Below are 20,475 nucleotides of genomic sequence, written 5' to 3' on the forward strand. Positions count from 1 at the left end.
GTTACGCGCAGCGGTAGTTCAGTCGGTTAGAATACCGGCCTGTCACGCCGGGGGTCGCGGGTTCGAGTCCCGTCCGCTGCGCCATTCACTTCCCCTCCCGAGTTCACCACCCCGAACTCGCCGTCTTCCGCTAGAAGGCGGGCAGCCTGGCTGCAACGAGTGGAAGTCACTTTACCGGGCATCTTGCCCAGCCGACGCGCAGCGGTAGTTCAGTCGGTTAGAATACCGGCCTGTCACGCCGGGGGTCGCGGGTTCGAGTCCCGTCCGCTGCGCCATACATCTTCACCACGCCGAGGCGGGGTGAGCCACGAAGAAAGCGGCCATTGGCCGCTTTCTTCGTTTCCGTCGTCCCCTGCGTCTTCCGTTTTCTCCTTGTTTGCCGGATTTCCTGCTCCGTCGGTCCGCGCGCGGTAATCCCGCTGTCATCTTCCTCGTCTACAGCTGTAAGACACAGACGAACGAAAGGTGATCCGCGATGGACGACTACCAGGAAGAACTGCTGGAGCAGCATGCCGCCGAATGCGACCTGCCGGAGCCGGCGGACGACGCCACCGAGATGTGATCAGGCGCTCTGTCGCTGGGCGCGGCGGAATTCGCCGGGCGTCTGCCCGCTCCAGCGCTTGAAGGCGCGCTGGAAGGCTTCCGCCGAGGCGAAGCCGAGCAGGTAGGCGATTTCGCCGAAAGCCAGGTCGGTCTCGCGGATGTAGACCATCGCCAGGTCGCGGCGGGTGTCGTTGAGGATGCTGCGGAACTGCGTGCCTTCCTCGGCCAGCTTGCGCCGCAGGGTCCAGGTCGGCAACTTGAGGCGCGCGGCGATTTCCTCGAGGTCCGGCTCGCGGCCATTGAGCATCGGCCCCAGCAGGCGGCTGACGCGCTCGCGCCAACTGCGGGTGCGGGTCAACTGCTCCAGTTCGCGATTGCAGAGTTCCAGCATCTGGTTCCAGGTGCTCGGACAGTGCTCTGCGTTCGCCAGGGCCAGGCTGGCCTGGCTCAGGCGCAACTGGTTGGTCGGCGCGCCGAATTCCACCGGGCAGCCGAAGAATGCCTCGTAGCGCTCGGCCCAAGGCGGCGCTGGATATTCGATCTCCACTCGCTCCGCTTTCAACGGCTGCCTTGCCAGGGCGCCGAGATGGCTGATCCAGCCCGCCAGCACTGAATCGACGACGAAGCGGTTGTAGGCGTTGTAGGGGCTGATCGAATAGAAGCGCAGCCAGGCGCCGCCGGCGTCTTCCACCAGGCTCGACTGGCCCCGGTAGTTCTGCGCGTAAAGCGGTTCCAGGTGAATCATCGCCCGCGCGGCGGCGCGCAGGTTGGGCGCCTGGGCGACGCTGACGCCGGCCAGGCCCATCTGTCCGAGACGGCTCAGGCGGCCCATCTGCAGGCCAAGGGCGGGGTCGCCGCTGAGCTGGATGGCAGCGTGGCCGAGACGCATGTAGCGGGGGATCGACAGGCGCGCCCCGGGTTCGGCCAGGCGCCGCTGGTCGAGCCCGTACTGTTCGAGCAGCGGCGCGGGCTCGACGCCGGCGGCGAGCAGGGCATCGGCCAGCGCCTGGACGAAGCCGACCGAGAGGTCGCCGAGGCGAACCCGGGGCGCGCTCATAGCCAGAGATTGACCAGTTGCGCACCGCCGCCGGGATTGGCCTGGCGCATGCCCTGCGCCGAGCCGAGCAGGCTCTGGCCGTCTTCGGTGACGTTCCACAGGCGGCTATGGGCGAAGGCTACGGCGGCGCCGCGCGCACCGCTGGCCAGCAGGCGCTCGCCGACCGCCAGGCGCTGCCAGGCCTCGGCGTTGCTCAGGCTGTTCGGCGCCAGGCGCACGTCGCCGGGAACCAGCTCGGCATCGAAGCCGGGCCAGGGCTGCTGCCAGCGACCGCTCTGGTTCAGGGCGGCGGGGATCGCCAGCAGTTCGACGCGCTGTTCGACCAGGGTGGCGTAGGTGTCCGGGTACCAGCTGTCGGTGCCGATCAGCACGCCCAGGCGTCCCGCCGGCGTATCCAGCACCTGCAGGCGCTCGCCGCGACCGTTGTTGAGGTAGCTCAGTTCGTGGCGGGTCGGGAACACCTTGCGTTGCGGCTGGCCGAGCGGCCGGCCGTCGGGACCGAAGGTCAGGCTGACGTTGTACAGCTGGCCGGTGCCGGGACGCAGTTCGCCGTCCTCGACCTCGGGGTCGGGCAGGACGATGGAGCCGGCGACCACCGTCACCTTGAAATCATGGGCGAGCCCGCCGAACAGGGTCTGGTAGTCGTGGGCCATGTCCACCGCCTTCATCCGGAACAGGGTGTCGGTGAGACGCTGTTCGCCGCGCGCGGTGATCCAGCCGCGCGCCACCTTCAGCGGGTTGCTCGCGGCCATCCAGTCCATCGCCGTGGGCCAGTCGGCGGCGGCATAGACCTCGGGCTTCTCGCCGCTGGCCACCAGCCAGGTGCCGACATGCTCGGGGAACACCACCACCGTGCGCTCGTTGAGCAGGCCCTGGCGGCGGGCATTTTCCAGGTAGGCGTGGAATTTCAGCTGCAACCGTTCGGCGCTCTGGTAGTCCGGCGTGAACAGTTCCGGCTGGACCGCCAGCAGGTTGCCGCGCTCGCCGGGCTGGCCCTGGACCACGCTGACCTGGCTGCGCAGGTCGGACAGGTAGTGGCCTACCGGGCGGCGTTCGGCCCAGCCGGCGTAGGCGGCGAAGAGGGTGATCAGGATCAGGAAGATCAGCTTGCGCATGCGGGTCTCCAAGGCAGCCCACAGGGTAGGGGAGTGGCGTCGGCTTGCCAAGCATCCCTGTGCATTCCGATCAGTAACTTGTCATTTAGGATCATTGAGCGCTCCGGTGGCGCTCCTTAGAGTCGTCGCCATACCGACCGCTGCCCGTCCCGCGCATTGCGCCCGAGGCCGCGGCATATCCGTGAACGCGTTTCGCCCGATGTGGAGACCCCCGATGACCGCCGCCGTTCCCTATCCGCACCTGCTCGCCCCGCTGGACCTCGGCTTCACCACCCTGCGCAACCGCACCCTGATGGGGTCCATGCACACCGGCCTGGAAGAGAAGCCGCAGGGCTTCGAGCGCATGGCGGCGTACTTCGCCGAACGCGCCCGCGGTGGCGTCGGCCTGATGGTCACCGGCGGCATCGGCCCGAACGAGGAGGGCGGCGTGTATTCCGGCGCGGCCAAGCTGAGCACGCCGGAAGAGGCGGAGAAGCACAGGATCGTGACCCAGGCGGTGCATGAGGCGGGTGGCAAGATCTGCATGCAGATCCTGCATGCCGGCCGCTACGCCTACAGCCCGAAGCAGGTGGCGCCGAGCGCGATCCAGGCGCCGATCAATCCGTTCAAGCCCAAGGAACTCGACGAGGAAGGCATCGAGAAGCAGATCGCCGACTTCGTCAACTGCGCCAGCCTGGCCCAGGTCGCCGGCTACGACGGCGTCGAGATCATGGGATCGGAAGGCTACTTCATCAACCAGTTCCTCGTGCGGCACACCAACCAGCGCACCGACCGCTGGGGCGGCAGCTACGAGAACCGCATGCGCCTGCCGGTGGAGATCGTCCGCCGGGTGCGCGAGGCGGTGGGGCCGAACTTCATCATCATCTATCGCCTGTCCATGCTCGACCTGGTCGAGGGCGGCAGCAGCTGGGACGAGATCGTGCTGCTGGCGAAGGCCGTCGAGAAGGCCGGCGCGACCCTGATCAATACCGGCATCGGCTGGCACGAGGCGCGTATCCCGACCATCGCCACCAAGGTGCCGCGCGCGGCCTTCACCAAGGTCACCGCCAAGCTGCGCGGCGAGGTCGGCATCCCGCTGATCACCACCAACCGCATCAACACTCCCGAGGTGGCGGAGAAGGTCCTGGCCGAGGGCGATGCCGACATGGTCTCCATGGCCCGGCCGTTCCTCGCCGACCCGGATTTCGTCAACAAGGCCGCCGCCGGCCACGCCGAACGGATCAACACCTGTATCGGCTGCAACCAGGCCTGCCTCGACCACACCTTCGGCGGCAAGCTGACCAGTTGCCTGGTCAACCCGCGCGCCTGCCACGAAACCGAGCTGAACTACATCCCCACCACCAGGCCGAAGAAGATCGCCGTGGTCGGCGCCGGTCCGGCCGGCCTGGCCGCCGCCACCGTGGCCGCCGAGCGTGGGCACCGGGTCAGCCTGTTCGACGCCGCCGGCGAGATCGGCGGGCAGTTCAACGTGGCCAAGCGGGTTCCCGGCAAGGAAGAGTTCCACGAGACCCTGCGCTACTTCCGCAACAAGCTGGAGAGCACCGGTGTCGAACTGCACCTGAACCGCCGGGTCGACGTGGACGACCTGGTCGCGGGCGGTTATGACGAGATCGTCCTCGCCACCGGCATCGTTCCGCGCACGCCGGCGATCCCCGGTATCGAGCATCCGAAGGTGATCAGCTACCTGGATGCGATCCTCGAGCGCAAGCCGGTGGGTGGCAAGGTGGCGGTGATCGGCGCCGGCGGCATCGGCTTCGACGTCTCCGAATTCATCACCCATGCCGGTCCGTCCACCAGCCTGGAGCGCGAGGCGTTCTGGAAGGAGTGGGGGATCGATACCCGCCTGGAGGCCCGCGGCGGCATCGCCGGGGTCAAGGCCGAGGTGCATCCGGCGGCGCGCCAGGTGTTCCTCCTGCAACGCAAGAAGAGCAAGGTCGGCGACGGCCTCGGCAAGACCACCGGCTGGATCCATCGCGCCGGCCTGAAGAACAAGCAGGTGCAGATGGTGAATGCCGTGGAGTATCTCGGGATCGACGACGCCGGCCTGCATATCCGTGTCGCCGAGGGCGAGCCGCAGGTGCTGCCGGTGGATACCGTGATCGTCTGCGCCGGCCAGGACCCGCTGCGCGAGTTGCAGGACGGCCTGCTGGCGGCCGGCCAGAGCGTGCACCTGATCGGTGGCGCCGACGTCGCCGCCGAGCTGGATGCCAAGCGCGCCATCAACCAGGGTTCGCGCCTGGCCGCCGAACTCTGAGAACCTTTCCGCGATCTGTTGCGTAGCGGAGAAACTGCGTTGAAAACGGCTTTTCTCCAGCTCGCACAGGTTCTGCGTATCGCCCTTGTCCGCGCTCGTCGGCGCGGCGGGGCGCTGCGCACCGGTTCGGTGAACGGTGGCGCTCTGCCACGGTGATCTCCGTCCGCTCAAAACCCGACCGCTTCACAATTTCCCCTACCGCTCGGCGGGCCGTCCGGCATCGCCCGGGTGTCTGCCAACCCAGTCACATTGCCCGCGACATTTTTTCCCCTAGACTTGCCCGAACAACGAGATAGCGCCTGTTTTTCAGGTGACATGCCAGATGGGTACTGCCGGATGCGGGCCGCCTCGCCAGGCGTTCGAGGGTTAGCGATGAGCATGCAGAAAAAGCCACAGATGGCGGAGGCCGTGCTGTTCTTCAACGACAGCGGCGTCTGCAAGGAAATGCTGTATCCCGAATTCGAGGCGCTGCTCGATGGCCTGGTACGCATGTCGGAATACGCCGACCGGCAGATGCACCTGGCCTATGTGTTGATCAATCCGCGCCTGCAGGCGCGGGCGGCGGTGTTCTTCTATCTCGATTTCGACGAGCAGGGCGGCGCCGACACCGGCTGGAACCTGCCTCTGCGCAACCTCGCCGAACGCGCCGGACGCGGCCCCGACATGGGCGGCGGGCCGATCCGCCTGGCCTGTCGCAGCCAGTGCCCGGTGTCCTGGCACCAGATGCACCTCTGGGACCCGGAGAGCAGCGCCGGACGCAACCATTTCGTGCTCATCCGCGACGCGCTCAGGCGCAACCAGCTGGGCCTGCTGGTGGACGAAGAGCCTGCCGCGGTGGAGCCGCAGCGGCTGCAGATGGCCGCCGAAGAACAATGGTACGCCGCCGGTCCCGCCGCAGCGAAGGCGCCGCCCGCGGAGCCTCCGCGCAAGCAGGAGGACGAGCAGACGGCGCGCCTGGCGCAACTGGTCAAGCAGCAGCGGCAACAGCTCGCCGCCCTGGCCCGGCAGCAGGAGCAGCGCCTGGCCGGGCTCGCCCGGCAGCACGAAGAGGAACTGGCCAGGCGCGAACAGGACGCCCGCGGGCAACTGGACATCCTGCGCAGCGAAGTGCTCAGCCTGCAACAGGCACTGGAGCGCCAGGCGCGGGAGAACGCCGAGTTGCAGCAGCGTCTGCTGGAGCAGGGCGAGCAGTTCCAGCGCAACCGCGAGGAACTGACCCGGCAACTGCGTTTCATCGAGAACCAGGGGCGCAACGAGACCGACCTGCTGCGCTCGGAGTTCGCCGACGAACTGGAGGCCCGGGTGGCGGCGGCGGTAGCCGGCTACAAGGAGCAGGTCTCGATCCGCGACGTCGAACTGGCCTACCGCAACGAGCTGGACCAGCAACTGGAGCAGGAACTGGCCGAGCTGCGCGCCGAGCGCGACCGTCTGGCCGCCCAGGGGCCGGAGCAACTGCTGGAGCGTCTATCCGGCCAGGGCGTGGTATTCGTCGCCTACCATCCCGGCGCCGGGCACCTGACCATCCCCTTGCAGGACATCCCGCGTTACCAGGACAATCCGCTGGCCTACGCGGCGGCCAAGTGCTTCGTCTCCGAGAGCCAGTACCGCCAGTGGCTGGACCACTTCCAGCAGCCGCGCTGCGAGGCGCTGCTGCCTGGCGGCGAACGTTGCAACCTGCCGCTCGACCGGGTCGACAACCCGGCGCGCTTCGTCGCCGGCGACACCAACTGCTGCGCCCGGCACAAGACCACGGGGCGCCTGCGCACCGTGAGCTGACTCCTTGCCGTTTCCCCACTGGTCACCGCATACACCCTTGCAGCGTCTCGAACTCGACTGGCTGCAACGGGCCGGGGTCGAACTGGCGCTGCTGCGCCTGGACCAGGCCGATCCGCTGATCTCCGGCAACAAGGGGTTCAAGCTCGCGCCACACCTGGCGCTGGCCCGCGAGCAGGGTCTGGACGGCCTGATCAGCCTCGGCGGCGCCCATTCCAACCACCTGCACGCGCTGGCCGGCGCCGGCGCGCGTTTCGGTTTCCGTTGCGTCGGCCTGTTGCGCGGACATGAAGCCGATACGCCGACGGTGCGCGACCTGCGCAGTCTCGGCATGGAACTGCACTGGCTCGGCTACGGCGGCTATCGCCAGCGGCATGTCGCCGGCTTCTGGCTTCCCTGGCGGGAACGATACCCAGGGTTGCTGCCGGTCGCCGAAGGCGGTGGCGGGCTGCTGGGCGCGCGCGGTTGCATCGGGCTGGTGGAGCGCATAGCGACCCAGTTGCCGACGCTCGGCTGGGACGATTACGACGCGATCTGGGTGGCCGCCGGTACCGGTACGACACTGGCCGGCCTGGTGCTCGGCGAGGCCGGGCGGCATCCCGTGGTGGGCGCGCTGGCGGTGCCGGAGGACCACGGCGTCGCCGCCCAGGTCGCGGCGACCCTTGCCGAGGCGGGCTGGGCCGATGCCGGCTATCGCCTGCTGGATGCCAGTCGTGGCGGTTTCGCCCGCCTCGATGGGGGGTTGGCGCGGTTCATCGTCGAGTTCGAGACGGCCAGCGGCGTCGCCCTCGAACCGCTGTACACCGGCAAGCTACTGCTCGCCCTGCGCGAGGCCGTGGAGAGCGGCGCGGTGGCTCGCGGCAGCCGGCTGGTGGCGCTGCACAGCGGAGGCCTGCAGGGCCGCCGGGCATTGCAGGAGCGTTTGCTGGCGTTGCTCTGATCAGGCATCCGCGGCCTGGCGCGCGCTACCCCACAGGCTGAGCCCCGGCGGCCAGTCGTCGCTGGCCAGGAACAGGCGCTCGGCCTCTACCCAGTAGCCGTCGCGCGGCACCACCCTTACCAGCATTTGCGGACGTGCCTCGCCGGCCAAGGCGATGTTCCAGCAGGCGCCGTCGCGCGGTGGGTCGAGCGGGTCCTGCCGCCGCATGGCCGGCGCCAGCCAGTGCTCGCGCGACAGATGCAGCCAATGCTGCCCGGCCTGCGGTCCGGCCAGGCTGGCCAGGTACGCCGGCCAGTCGCGCTGGCGGAGCCAGCGGCCACGCAGATGCCGTGGCTCGATGTCGGCGGGCAGGCTGCCCGGCCCGGGCCAGGGATGGAACAGGTAGCCGCTCAGCCACAATGCGGAAACGGCCGACTCGGCGCCATGGGCGGCCAGCACCTGGCGACCCTCGCGGGTCGCCGCCAGCGGCAACTGGTGTCGGCAGAGGTGTTCCAGCTTGCGCGACAGGCGGTCCTGGCCGCCGGGCCCGAGCCAGTCGCCGGGGCCGGACTGGGGCCCCAGGTAGAGTTTGATCGCCAGTTCCAGGTGGTGGATGCCGTCGTCGTCCCGCAGCAGCAGGTCGAGCTCGCCAAGGGTATGCCCGCCGTCGCGCACCGGCAGGTTGGCGGCGATCAGGCGCACGTCCGGGGCCTGTTCCAGGGCGAATTGCCAGAGATGTTCGTAGTACAGGCCGAGACGCTGCCGTGGCCATTGCGCGAGCCAGGCGGCGAGGTGCTGCGGCTGTCGCTCCTGTTCGCGCAACCAGGCGGCCAGGCGCTCCGGCTCCTGGCGCCAGCGGCTGGCGGCGAGCGGATGGCGCTGCGGCTCCGGGGTCCGGCACAGCAACGGCGGGGCGAGCAGGGTCCAGGCCAGGTCGCGGACGGCCGGTTGGCGCAATTCGTCGAGCAGTTCGGTCAGCAGCGTCATACCCAGAGGTTAGCCGGGTTGCGCCGTTCGCGGCGATTTCCCGCACATGCGCGGGTTTGCCGCTGTCCGCGGCTTTCGCCCATAATCCGCTCTATCCCGCCCGCCAGCTTTTCGCAGGAACCGCATGGAACCCTTTCGCAATATCGGCATCATCGGCCGCCTCGGCAGCACCCAGGTGCTGGACACCATCCGCCGGCTGAAGAAATTCCTGATCGATCGCCACCTGCATGTGATCCTCGAGGACACCATCGCCGAAGTCCTGCCCGGACACGGCCTGCAGACCTGCTCGCGGAAGATCATGGGCGAGATCTGCGACCTGGTGGTGGTGGTCGGCGGCGATGGCAGCATGCTCGGCGCGGCCCGCGCGCTGGCCCGGCACAAGGTGCCGGTGCTGGGGATCAACCGCGGCAGCCTGGGCTTCCTCACCGACATCCGCCCGGATGAACTGGAGGCCAAGGTCGGCGAGGTGCTGGACGGCCAGTACATCGTCGAGAGCCGCTTCCTCCTCGATGCCCAGGTGCGTCGCGGTATCGACTCGATGGGGCAGGGCGATGCGCTCAACGACGTGGTCCTGCACCCGGGCAAGTCGACCCGGATGATCGAGTTCGAGCTGTATATCGACGGCCAGTTCGTTTGCAGCCAGAAGGCCGACGGCCTGATCGTCGCCACGCCCACCGGCTCCACCGCCTACGCGCTGTCCGCCGGTGGTCCGATCATGCATCCGAAGCTGGATGCCATCGTCATCGTGCCGATGTACCCGCACATGCTTTCCAGCCGCCCGATCGTGGTGGACGGCAACAGCGAGCTGAAGATCGTCGTGTCGCCGAACATGCAGATCTACCCGCAGGTCTCCTGCGACGGGCAGAACCATTTCACCTGCGCCCCCGGCGATACCGTGACGATCAGCAAGAAGCCGCAGAAGCTGCGCCTGATCCACCCCATCGACCACAACTACTACGAGATCTGCCGGACCAAGCTCGGCTGGGGCAGCCGCCTGGGCGGAGGCGACTGATGCAACTCGACCCCGGACGTGGCTACGACCTGATCGGCGATGTCCACGGCTGCGCGCATACCCTGGACCGCCTCCTCGACCTGCTCGGCTACCGCCTGCAGGGCGGCGTCTGGCGCCATCCGCGGCGCCAGGCGCTGTTCCTCGGCGACATCGTCGACCGCGGCCCGCGCATCCGCGAGGCCCTGCACCGGGTGCACGCGATGGTCGACGCCGGCGAGGCGCTGTGCATCATGGGCAACCACGAATTCAACGCGCTCGGCTGGAGCACCCCGGCGGCGCCCGGCAGCGGCCGCCAGTACGTCCGCGAGCATACGCCGCGGCATGCCCGGCTGATCAAGGAGACCCTCGAGCAGTTCGAGGGCCACGATGCCGACTGGCGCGACTTCCTCGGCTGGTTCCAGCAACTGCCGCTGTTCCTCGATGCCGGGCGCTTCCGCATGGTCCATGCCTGCTGGGATGGCGAGCTGATCGCGACCCTGCGCCGGCAGTTCCCCGACGGGCGGATCAGCGAAGCCTTCCTGCAGGAGTCGGCGGAGCCCGGCAGCTTCGCCGACCTGGCCTGCAACCGCCTGCTGCGCGGCACCGACATGCGCCTGCCGCACGGCGCCACCCTGACCAGCAGCGATGGCTATACGCGCGCCTTCTTCCGCACCAAGTTCTGGGTCGAGGACGAGGCGCCGCGCACCTACGGCGATATCGTCTTCCAGCCCGACGCGTTGCCCGAAGCGATCGCCCGCGAGCCGCTCAGCGAGGAGCAGAAGTCCAGCCTGCTGACCTACGGCGCCGACGAACCGCTGTTGTTCGTCGGCCACTACTGGCGACGCGGCACGCCGGCGCCGATCCGGCCGAACCTGGCCTGCCTGGACTACAGCGCGGTGATGTACGGCAAGCTGGCGGCCTACCGCCTGGATGAGGAAACCCGCCTGGACCGGCACAAGTTCGTCTGGGTCGAAGTGAAGCGGCCGGAGGCTGACGAGTGAGCGCGGTGCAGGTCCTGAAGTTTCCCCTGTCGGTCGACCTGGCCGGCTTCGTCGGCCTGCTGCGGCGTCTGAACGTGCCGCACCGGGTCAGCGAGGAATCCGGCCAGCAGGTCCTCTGGGTGCCCGACGAGCGGCTCGCCGAGCAGGTCCGCGAGTTGTACCGGCGTTATCCCGAAGGCGATCCGCAGGCGACCCTGGAGGCCGCGCCGCGACCGGCGGGACAGGGTTTCGTCCGGCAACTGCGGATGAGCCCGATGACCGCCGCGGTGTTGCTGCTGACCTTCGTCGTCGCCGCCGTCACCTACCTTGGCGACAACTTCGCGACGATGCGCTGGCTGACCTTCCAGGACTTCCGTATCCAGGGCCAGTACGCGCTGTTCACGCCGTTGGCCGAGAGCCTGGCGGCGGGTCAATGGTGGCGGCTGTTCACGCCGATGCTGATCCACTTCGGCTGGCTGCACCTGGCGATGAACGCCATGTGGTTCTGGGAGCTGGGCCGGCGCATCGAATTCCGCCAGGGCCGCCCGATGCTGCTCGGCCTGACCCTGCTGTTCGGCCTGGTGTCCAACGTGGTGCAGTACGCGGTGAGCGGCGCCAGCCTGTTCGGCGGGTTGTCCGGGGTGCTCTATGGCCTGCTCGGGCACTGCTGGATCTTCCAGTACCTGGCGCCGAACCAGGCCTATCGCCTGCCCAGGGGCGTCGTGGCGATGATGCTGATCTGGCTGCTGGTGTGCCTGTCCGGGGTGATCGACCTGCTCGGCTTCGGCTCCATCGCCAACGGCGCGCACGTCGGCGGGCTGCTGGCCGGTTGCCTCAGCGGTTTGCTGGGCGGCCTGCTGGCGCGGCGGCGCCGTTGAGCGAGGGGCTGCGGCAGCTTCGATGTGCGCCGCCGGCCCCGGCCCGGTAGAATGGCCGGTACGCCTTTTCACCGGAGCCGGCCATGTCGTCCTTCAACCAAGCGATCGAGAACATCACTCCAGAGATCTACCAGAACCTCAAGCTGGCCATCGAGATCGGCAAGTGGCCGGACGGCCGCAAGCTGACCCAGGAGCAGAAGGAACTCTGCCTGCAGGCGGTGATCGCCTGGGAGCTGCAGAACCTCCCCGAGGAGGAGCGCACCGGCTACATGGGCCCGCAGCACTGCTCCTCGCATTCCGACGAGCCGATCCCGAACATCCTGTTCAAGTCGGACTCCGTGCACTGATGGAAGAAATCGCCCGCGGCGCGCTGAGCAAGATGACGGCGCGCCTGGAAAGCAATGCCCCCGTGCAATACGCCTTCCGCCTCGACGACCGCGAAGTCGCGGTGAACCCGCTGATCGGCCGGCCGCTGCGCCTGGAGTACCTCGGCAGCATCTTCTGCACCCATTGCGGCCGCAAGACGAAGAAGAGTTTCAGCCAGGGCTATTGCTATCCCTGCTTCACCCGGCTGGCGCAGTGCGACAGTTGCATCGTCAGCCCGGAGAAGTGCCACTACGAGCAGGGCACCTGCCGCGAACCGGAGTGGGGCGAGCGGTTCTGCATGACCGATCACGTGGTGTACCTGGCCAACTCCTCCGGGGTGAAGGTCGGCATCACCCGCGCCAGCCAGATTCCCACCCGCTGGATCGACCAGGGCGCGCGCCAGGCGCTGCCGATCCTGCGCGTGGCAACCCGCCAGCAGTCCGGCCTGGTGGAAGACCTGCTGCGCAGCCAGGTCGCCGACCGCACCAATTGGCGGGCCATGCTCAAGGGCGAAGCCGAGCCGGTCGACCTGGCGGCAGTCCGCGAGCAGTTGTTCGACCAGTGCGCCGACGGCCTGCGCGAATTGCAGCAACGTTTCGGCCTGCAGGCGATCCAACCGGTTACCGACCTCGATCCGCTCGAGATCGCCTACCCGGTCGAGGCCTATCCGAGCAAGGTCGCCAGCCTCGACCTGGAAAAAACGCCTATCGTCGAAGGCACGCTTCGCGGTATCAAGGGCCAGTACCTGATCCTCGACACCGGGGTGATCAACATTCGCAAATACACGGCCTACCAGATCGCCGTGCATCACTGAGCAGAAGGGCCACAAGCCATGCGCACCGAGCAACCGAAAGTCATCCACCTCAAGGACTATCAGGCGCCGGACTACCTGATCGACGAGACCCACCTGAAGTTCGAACTGTTCGAAGACCACAGCCTGGTACACGCCGAGCTGAAGCTGCGGCGCAACCCCGAGCGCGGCGCCGGCCTGCCGCCGCTGCTGCTGCATGGGCAGCAACTGGAGCTGCTGGCGCTCGAACTGGACGGCCAGGCGCTCGGCGCGGACGACTACCAACTGGACGACGAGCAGCTCGCGGTGCAACCGCGGCAGGCCGAGTTCGTCCTCAGGAGCACGGTGCGTATCCATCCGGAGAGCAACACCGCGCTGGAAGGCCTGTACAAGTCCGGCAAGATGTTCTGCACCCAGTGCGAGGCCGAGGGTTTCCGCAAGATCACCTATTACCTCGACCGTCCCGACGTGATGAGTCGCTTCACCACCACCGTCAGCGCCGAACAGCAGCGCTACCCGGTGCTGCTCTCCAACGGCAACCCGGTGGCCAGCGGTTCCGAAGGCAACGGCCGGCACTGGGCGACCTGGGAAGACCCGTTCAGGAAGCCGGCCTACCTGTTCGCCCTGGTCGCCGGCGACCTCTGGTGCGTCGAGGACAGCTTCCGCACCATGAGCCAGCGCGACGTGGCGCTGCGCATCTACGTCGAGCCGGAGAACATCGACAAGGTCCAGCACGCCATGGACAGCCTGAAGAAGTCGATGCGCTGGGACGAGGAGGTCTACGGCCGCGAGTACGACCTGGACATCTTCATGATCGTCGCGGTCAACGATTTCAACATGGGCGCGATGGAGAACAAGGGCCTCAACATCTTCAACTCCAGTTGCGTCCTGGCCCGCGCCGAAACCGCCACCGACGCCGCCCACCAGCGGGTCGAGGGCGTGGTGGCGCATGAGTATTTCCACAACTGGTCGGGCAACCGGGTGACCTGCCGCGACTGGTTCCAGCTGTCGCTCAAGGAAGGCTTCACCGTATTCCGCGACTCGGAGTTCTCCGCCGACATGAACTCGCGCACGGTCAAGCGCGTCGAGGACGTCGCCTTCCTGCGCACCAACCAGTTCGCCGAGGACGCCGGGCCGATGGCGCATCCGGTGCGCCCCGACTCGTTCATCGAGATTTCCAACTTCTACACCCTGACCGTCTACGAGAAGGGCTCGGAAGTGGTGCGGATGATCCACACCCTGCTCGGCGCCGAAGGCTTCCGCAAGGGCTCGGACCTGTACTTCCAGCGCCACGACGGCCAGGCGGTGACCTGCGACGATTTCGTCAAGGCCATGGAAGACGCCAATGGCGTCGACCTGACCCAGTTCAAGCGCTGGTACAGCCAGTCCGGCACTCCGCGCCTGGCGGTGGAAGGCGAGTACGACGCCGCCGCCCGCCGCTACACCCTGACGGTGCGCCAGAGCTGCCCGCCGACTCCCGGCCAGCCGAGCAAGGAACCCTTCGTCATCCCGCTGGAGCTGGGCCTGCTCGATGGCCAGGGCAACGAACTTCCGCTGCGCCTGGAGGGCGAGGCCGCGGCCCAGGGCGGCAACCGCGTGCTGGCGGTGACCGAGGCCGAGCAGCGCTTCGTCTTCGTCGAGGTGCCGGAGCAGCCGCTGCCATCGCTGCTGCGCGGCTTCTCCGCGCCGGTGAAACTGAGCTTCCCCTACAGCCGCGACCAGTTGCTGTTCCTCATGCAGCACGACAGCGACGGCTTCAACCGCTGGGAGGCCGGCCAACAGCTTTCGGTGCAGGTCCTGCAGGAGCTGATCGGCCAGCACCAGCGCGGCGAGCAACTGGTACTCGACCCTCGCCTGATCGAGGCCTACCGCACCCTCCTGGCGGACGAGGCGCTGGACCAGGCGATGGTCGCCGAGATGCTCTCGCTGCCCAGCGAGGCCTATCTCACCGAGATCAGCGAAGTCGCCGATGTCGACGCGATCCATGCCGCCCGCGAATTCGCCCGCCAGCGTATCGGCGAAGCGCTGTTCGAGCCGCTGTGGCAGCGTTACCAGGCCAACCGCAAGATTTCCCGCGACACCGCCTACCTCGCCGAGGCCTCGCACATAGCCCGGCGCAGCCTGCAGAACATCGCGCTGTCCTACCTGTCGCTGTCGGGCCGGGAGGAAATCCTCGCCGCCTGCCTGGAGCAGTACGAAGGCTGCGACAACATGACCGAGCGCCTGACCGCCCTGGCGGTGCTGGTCAACTCCGGCTTCGAGGCGGAGAAGGGCAAGGCCCTGGCCATGTTCGCCGATTACTTCAAGGACGACCCGCTGGTGATGGACCAGTGGTTCAGCGTGCAGGCCGGCTCGCCGCTGCCGGGCGGGCTGGAGCGGGTCCAGGCGCTGATGCAGCATCCGGCCTTCACCCTGAAGAACCCGAACAAGGTGCGTGCGCTGATCGGCGCGTTCGCCAACCAGAACCTGGTCAATTTCCATCGTCCTGACGGCGCCGGCTATCGCTTCCTCGCCGACCAGGTGATCGTGCTCAACGCACTCAACCCGCAGATCGCCTCGCGCCTGCTGGTGCCGCTGACCCGCTGGCGCAAGTACGACGAGGCGCGGCAGGCGCTGATGCGCGGCGAGCTGGAACGCATCCTGGCCTCCGGCGAATTGTCCAGCGACGTCTACGAAGTGGTGAGCAAGAGCCTGGCCTGATCCGCCAGCTTCGCCCGGAAGAGGGTGTTACTGGCCACTGGCTGGTAACGCCCTTTGTTACTTCTGGGAATCGCTTCACTGTTTTCCATTGATGGAGTCCGCTTAATCGTGTTTCGCGAACCTCCCTGCGCAGGCTCTGCGAAGGGACTTTTCGCGCCACCGGCGAAATTCGCCTGGCGCGTTTTGTCGGACACTTCCTGTTTTCTGGTCAGTGAATGAACAGTCATCCCGCAGGAAGTCCTGTTTTTTTTGCAATCCATTGAATTGCCTGGAGGATTCCGTTGAATTGGCATCCCGGTTGCACTGCCTCGTCGCGCGGTTCCCTTTCGTCGATGCGAGGCCGGTGACGCCGCGACCACCCATAACAAGGCCGCAGAGAAACGGCCGAACGGTGAACCGCCCGCAGTGGCGGCGCCCAACGCATGACCACATGGAGTGAGTTCCCGATGTACATCCCCAACCGCCAGCCCCGGCTGCGCTCCGCGCCGGCCCGGGCCGGCTTCGCCTTCGCCGGGTTGCTGCCGCTGCTGGGCGGCCAGGCCCAGGCCGTCGAATTCAGTTTCCTCGACAACGAGGTGTCCGGTTCGCTCGATACCACCCTGTCCTACGGCACCCTGTGGCGGGTGCAGGGGCAGGACAAGAGCAACAACGACATCAACACCAACGACGGCAACCGCAACTTCGATACCGGCCTGGTTTCCGAGGTCTACAAGATCACCTCGGACCTGGAGGCGACCTGGCGCAACTATGGTGTGTTCATCCGCGGTACGGCGTTCTATGACACCCAGATCATGGACAAGCGCAACGACTACTACAGCCACAACGATCCATCGCAGCCGAGCCAGAGCTATCCCCACGACGACCGTTTCACCAGCCAGACCCGCGACATCGCCGGGCACAAGGTGGAAATCCTCGATGCCTACGTCTACGGCAGCTGGGACATCGGCAACATGCCGCTGAGCGCGCGTTTCGGCCGCCAGGTATTCAACTGGGGCGAGGGCATCTTCTACCGCGGCGGGGTCAACACCACCAACCCGGTGGACGCCGCCAAGTACCGCCTGCCCGGTTCCGAGCTCAAGGAAGTGCTGATGCCGGTGGAAGCGCTGAGCTTCAACATCGGCCTGACCGACAACCTGTCGATGGAAACCTTCTACCAGTGGAACTGGAAGGAAACCCGCCTCGACCCGGTCGGCACCTACTTCTCCGAGACCGACCTGTTCGCCGACGGCGGCAACACCGGCTACAGCGACTTCACCGGCACCGCGCTGGACACCCCGGTGCCCGGCTTCGGCAACGTCATCGGCCTGTACCAGGCGCTGGGCAACAATCCGCTGCTCAGCGGCGCGCTGAAGAACACCGGCCTCTATGCCAACGGCGTGACCCCGGCCTACGGCAACGTGATGAAGGTGTCGTCCATCGGCAAGGACCTCAACGCGCGCAACGACGGCCAGTTCGGCGTGGCCTTCCGCTACATCGCCGAGGAACTGAACAGCACCGAGTTCGGCTTCTACTTCGTCAACTACCACTCCAAGGAGCCGACCCTGTACGCCGACATCGGCGACTATGCCGGGGCCGACCTGGCGGCGCTGGCCAATACCCTGCGGCCGATCGCCGGCAACCTCGCCGAAGCCCTGGCCAACGGCCTGGTGACCGCCGACGTGATGGGCAACATCAATGCCCGCCGCGAGTTCGCCGAAGACATCCGCATGTACGGCTTCAGCTTCAACACCACGGTGGGAGACGCCTCGGTGTTCGGCGAGCTGGCCTATCGGCCGAACCTGCCGATCGGCATCGCCGCCACCAACGACCTGATCGGCGACCTCGCCCACGGTGCGGCGGAAGCCGCCAACGGCGGGCAGATCAACGTCGGCGGGCAGATGGTCGGCCTCGGCGGGCAGATCCACAACTACGAGCGGGTCGAGGCGTTCAACACCTCCCTCGGGACCATTTACAACTTCGGCCCGTCGCTGAGCTTCGACTCGTTGACAGGCGTCGCCGAGCTGGCTTCGGAACACCTGCGCGGCAGCAGCCTGAAGTACACCGCCTACGACGGCAGCACCCGCTACTACGCCGGGCGCGGCAACAACTCGTACGTTTCCGGCGGCGACCGTGGCGACCAGGTGAACCGCAACGCCTACGGCTACACCCTGCTGCTCAGCGGCACCTGGAACGACGTGTTCGCCGGGGTCAACGTGTCGCCCTACGTGGTCTACAAGGATGACTTCGAAGGCAACTCCTACCAGACCGGCAACTTCATCGAAGGTCGCAAGGCCTACACCCTGGGGATCAAGGCCACCTACCTGAACAGCCTGGAAGGCGAACTGCAGTACACCGAGTTCTACGGCGGCGGACAGAACAACAACATCCGCGACCGCGACAACATCGGCCTGACCGTCAAGTACTCCTTCTGACCGAACCGATAACGACACGGGCGCCGCGAGCGCCCGGCACCTCACACGGAGAACCCTCATGTTGAACAAGCACCTGCTGATCGGCGCTTCCCTGGCGCTGGCACTGGGCAGCAGCGGCGCGCTGGCCGGCGTTTCCGCCGGCGAGGCGGCGCAACTGAAGTCGAGCCTCACCCCGCTGGGCGCGGAGAAGGCCGGCAACGCCGCTGGCAGCATTCCTGCCTGGTCCGGCGGCATCACCCAGGCGCCGGCCGGTTACAAGCCGGGCCAGCACCACCCGGACCCGTTCGCCGCGGACAAGCCGCTGTTCACCATCGACAAGGCCAACCTGGAGCAGTACAGGGAACACCTGACCCCGGGCCAGCTGGCGCTGTTCAAGACCTACCCGGACAGCTTCCGGATGCCGGTCTACCCCAGCCGCCGTTCCGGCTCGGCGCCGCAGTGGCTGTACGACAACACCTTCGCCAATGCCACCAGCGCCAGGCTGCTGGACGGCGGCAACGGGTTCGCCGACGCTTATGGCGGAGTGCCGTTCCCGATTCCGAAGAGCGGCGTGGAGGCGCTGTGGAACCACGTCGCCCGCTACCGCGGCACCTATGTCGTGCGCCGCGCCTCGGAAGTCGCGGTACAGCGCAACGGTAGCTACTCGCTGGTGACCTCGCAGCAGGAAGCGCTGTTCAAGTACTACCTCAAGGGCGGCAGCTTCGCCGACCTGAACAACCTGATGTTCTACTACCTGTCGTTCACCAAGAGCCCGGCGCGCCTGGCCGGCGGCGCGGTGCTGGTGCACGAGACCCTCGACCAGGTCAAGGAGCCGCGCCAGGCCTGGGGCTACAACGCCGGCCAGCGCCGTGTGCGGCGTGCGCCGAACCTTGCCTACGACACGCCGATCGCCGCCGCCGACGGCCTGCGCACCGCCGACGACACCGACATGTTCAACGGCGCGCCGGACCGCTACGACTGGAAGCTGCTGGGCAAGAAGGAAATCTACATCCCCTACAACAACTACAAGGTCAGCAGCCCCGAGGTGAAGTACGAGGAACTGCTCAAGCCGGGCCACCTCGATCCGCAATACACCCGCTACGAACTGCACCGCGTGTGGGTGGTGGAAGGCACCCTGAAGCCGGGCGCGCGGCATATCTACTCCAAGCGCACCCTGTACCTCGACGAGGACAGCTGGAGCGCGGCGGTGGTCGACCAGTACGACGGTCGCGGCGAACTGTGGCGGGTGTCCATGGCCTACCTGAAGAACTTCTACGACCTGCCGTACACCTGGAGCGCGCTGGATGTGTTCCACGACCTGCAGGCGCGTCGCTACCACGTGCAGAACCTGGACAACGAGGAGCCGGGCACCATCGACTTCACCCAGGCGGTACCGGACGACTCCTACTTCAAGCCCTCGGCCCTGCGCCGCCGCGGCACCCGCTGATCGCTCCGCTCGCCGGCGCCGATCGCTTCCCTCCGGGGAGGAGGGCGGCGCCGATCCCCCGTTACAGACGGCTTACACGCTTAACAAAAGATAACGTGGCTTCAATTGTCTCCGTCGCCAAACGCTGGCTATATAACGCTCACCACGAACCACTAATAACAACAACGGGGACGGTATCCATGCGTGAGCCCATGACGTGGCGCACTTCGCCCGGCCAATCCGCGGACGCTTCGCGGCATCCGGCCATTCCTTCCAGATCGCCCCTGGCCAGCAGGGCCCTGTCGTTTCTCGGGGCGCTTTCTCTTCTGACCCTCGCCGCCACCCCGGTCCTGGCCGAGTCGACGCCAACCGCCGCGCCGCCGCAATTCGCCGTGGAATCGCCGAAGGCCGCCAGCAGTCTGCTGCTCGGCGTCGCCCATGCCGGCAAGCGCCTGGTCGCGGTCGGCGACCGTGGGCATATCCTGCTCTCCGACGACGACGGCAAGACCTGGACCCAGGCCAAGGTGCCGACCCGCCAGTTGCTCACCTCGGTGTTCTTCGTCAACGAGCGCAAGGGCTGGGCGGTCGGGCACGATGCGCAGATCCTCGTCAGCGACGACGCCGGCAGCACCTGGACCAGGCAGTTCGAGGACCTCGGCCGCGAAGCACCATTGCTGGACATCTGGTTCGCCGACGAACAGCACGGCCTGGCCGTCGGCGCCTATGGCGCGCTGCTGGAGACCCGCGACGGCGGCCAACACTGGGAAGACGTCAGCGAGCGGCTGGACAACGAGGACCAGTTCCACCTCAACGCCATCGCCGCGGTCAAGGACAACGGCCTGCTGGTGGTCGGCGAAGCCGGCAGCCTGTTCCGCTCGAAGGACTGGGGCGCCACCTGGGAAAAACTCGAAGGCCCCTACGAGGGCTCGCTGTTCGGCGCCATCGGTACCGCCGATGCGGGCGGCGTGCTGGTCTACGGCCTGCGCGGCCACCTGTTCCGCTCCGCCGATTTCGGCGACAGCTGGGAAGAGATACCGCTGAAGGCGGCGTCCGGCGACCTGGAATTCGGTCTCTCCGACGGCGCGCTGCTGGCGGACGGACGGATCGTCGTGGTCGGCCACGGCGGCAGTGTCCTCGAAAGCACCGACGGCGGGCGCAGCTTCAGCGTGTTCAACCGTCCCGACCGGCTGTCCCTGGCCGGCGTCAGCGCCACCGGCGACGGCCACCTGATCCTGGTCGGCCAGGGCGGCGTGCACCTCGCTGCGGCGAACGGTGCCGCGCTCGAACAACAACAATAAGTCGGGGG

At 67.3% G+C, this 20,475-nt stretch carries 15 protein-coding genes and 2 tRNA genes; 14 read left to right on the top strand and 3 right to left on the bottom strand.

The genetic code is table 11. The features are described 5' to 3' along the window. Positions 1 to 7: 7 nt before the first annotated feature. Positions 8 to 84, top strand: a tRNA-Asp gene (locus LE197_RS03155). A gap of 114 nt (positions 85 to 198) precedes the next feature. Further along, positions 199 to 275 (top strand) — tRNA-Asp (locus LE197_RS03160). Positions 276 to 562: 287 nt separating this feature from the next. On the opposite strand, the gene LE197_RS03165 is transcribed toward LE197_RS03160, so the two are convergent. Together LE197_RS03165 and LE197_RS03170 are read right to left on the bottom strand one after the other, a co-directional pair. Further along, positions 563 to 1,600, bottom strand: a complete 1,038-nt coding sequence (locus tag LE197_RS03165) for an AraC family transcriptional regulator (protein ID WP_012613883.1) — start codon at positions 1,598 to 1,600, stop codon at positions 563 to 565. After that, a complete protein-coding gene (locus tag LE197_RS03170; protein ID WP_033968123.1) occupies positions 1,597 to 2,715 on the bottom strand; it encodes a carbon-nitrogen hydrolase family protein in 1,119 nt (372 codons plus the stop codon). The genes LE197_RS03165 and LE197_RS03170 overlap by 4 nt, the downstream gene beginning before the upstream one ends. A gap of 214 nt (positions 2,716 to 2,929) precedes the next feature. Between LE197_RS03170 and LE197_RS03175 the strand changes: the two genes are divergently transcribed. From LE197_RS03175 to LE197_RS03185, 3 genes are all read left to right on the top strand, one after another. After that, on the top strand, positions 2,930 to 4,969 hold the full coding sequence (locus LE197_RS03175) for an NADPH-dependent 2,4-dienoyl-CoA reductase (protein ID WP_033975889.1): 2,040 nt from the start codon (positions 2,930 to 2,932) through the stop codon (positions 4,967 to 4,969). 336 nt (positions 4,970 to 5,305) lie between these two features. Further along, positions 5,306 to 6,745, top strand: a complete 1,440-nt coding sequence (locus tag LE197_RS03180) for a chromosome partitioning protein ParA (protein WP_079456322.1) — start codon at positions 5,306 to 5,308, stop codon at positions 6,743 to 6,745. Between the two features lie 37 nt (positions 6,746 to 6,782). Further along, positions 6,783 to 7,682: a 1-aminocyclopropane-1-carboxylate deaminase/D-cysteine desulfhydrase gene (locus LE197_RS03185; protein ID WP_049239344.1), complete on the top strand. Its 900-nt coding sequence runs from the start codon at positions 6,783 to 6,785 to the stop codon at positions 7,680 to 7,682. Here LE197_RS03185 and LE197_RS03190 read toward each other — a convergent pair whose 3' ends face one another. Next, positions 7,683 to 8,648: a DUF1853 family protein gene (locus tag LE197_RS03190; protein WP_033975895.1), complete on the bottom strand. Its 966-nt coding sequence runs from the start codon at positions 8,646 to 8,648 to the stop codon at positions 7,683 to 7,685. A 124-nt stretch (positions 8,649 to 8,772) separates the two neighbouring features. On the opposite strand from LE197_RS03190, the gene LE197_RS03195 reads away from it, so the two are divergent. The 9 genes from LE197_RS03195 (at position 8,773) to LE197_RS03235 (ending at position 20,467) form a co-directional block, all read left to right on the top strand. Next, positions 8,773 to 9,660, top strand: coding sequence for an NAD(+) kinase (locus tag LE197_RS03195; RefSeq protein WP_003091343.1), 888 nt, complete (start codon positions 8,773 to 8,775; stop codon positions 9,658 to 9,660). Beyond that, entirely contained in the window at positions 9,660 to 10,640 is a 981-nt protein-coding gene (locus LE197_RS03200) for a metallophosphoesterase (protein WP_003091336.1), read from the top strand. Before LE197_RS03195 ends, LE197_RS03200 begins: the two co-directional genes overlap by 1 nt. Then, entirely contained in the window at positions 10,637 to 11,497 is an 861-nt protein-coding gene (locus LE197_RS03205; RefSeq protein WP_033968117.1) for a rhomboid family intramembrane serine protease, read from the top strand. The genes LE197_RS03200 and LE197_RS03205 overlap by 4 nt, the downstream gene beginning before the upstream one ends. An 83-nt stretch (positions 11,498 to 11,580) precedes the next feature. Next, entirely contained in the window at positions 11,581 to 11,844 is a 264-nt protein-coding gene (locus tag LE197_RS03210) for a YeaC family protein (RefSeq protein ID WP_003104989.1), read from the top strand. Further along, positions 11,844 to 12,677 (top strand): DUF2797 domain-containing protein, encoded by an 834-nt coding sequence (locus tag LE197_RS03215; RefSeq protein ID WP_033968116.1) that lies wholly within the window; start codon positions 11,844 to 11,846, stop codon positions 12,675 to 12,677. The genes LE197_RS03210 and LE197_RS03215 overlap by 1 nt, the downstream gene beginning before the upstream one ends. A gap of 18 nt (positions 12,678 to 12,695) precedes the next feature. Next, a complete protein-coding gene (gene pepN, locus LE197_RS03220) occupies positions 12,696 to 15,353 on the top strand; it encodes an aminopeptidase N (protein WP_033968115.1) in 2,658 nt (885 codons plus the stop codon). Positions 15,354 to 15,799: 446 nt separating this feature from the next. Then, entirely contained in the window at positions 15,800 to 17,764 is a 1,965-nt protein-coding gene (locus tag LE197_RS03225) for a DUF1302 domain-containing protein (RefSeq protein ID WP_033968114.1), read from the top strand. 58 nt (positions 17,765 to 17,822) lie between these two features. Further along, a complete protein-coding gene (locus tag LE197_RS03230; RefSeq protein WP_059309685.1) occupies positions 17,823 to 19,190 on the top strand; it encodes a DUF1329 domain-containing protein in 1,368 nt (455 codons plus the stop codon). A 179-nt stretch (positions 19,191 to 19,369) separates the two neighbouring features. Next, a complete protein-coding gene (locus tag LE197_RS03235; RefSeq protein ID WP_033975902.1) occupies positions 19,370 to 20,467 on the top strand; it encodes a WD40/YVTN/BNR-like repeat-containing protein in 1,098 nt (365 codons plus the stop codon). The last annotated feature ends 8 nt before the right edge of the window (positions 20,468 to 20,475 follow it).

The sequence above is a fragment of the Pseudomonas sp. PS1(2021) genome (assembly GCF_020405165.1).
Classification (GTDB): Bacteria; Pseudomonadota; Gammaproteobacteria; order Pseudomonadales; family Pseudomonadaceae; genus Pseudomonas; species Pseudomonas aeruginosa.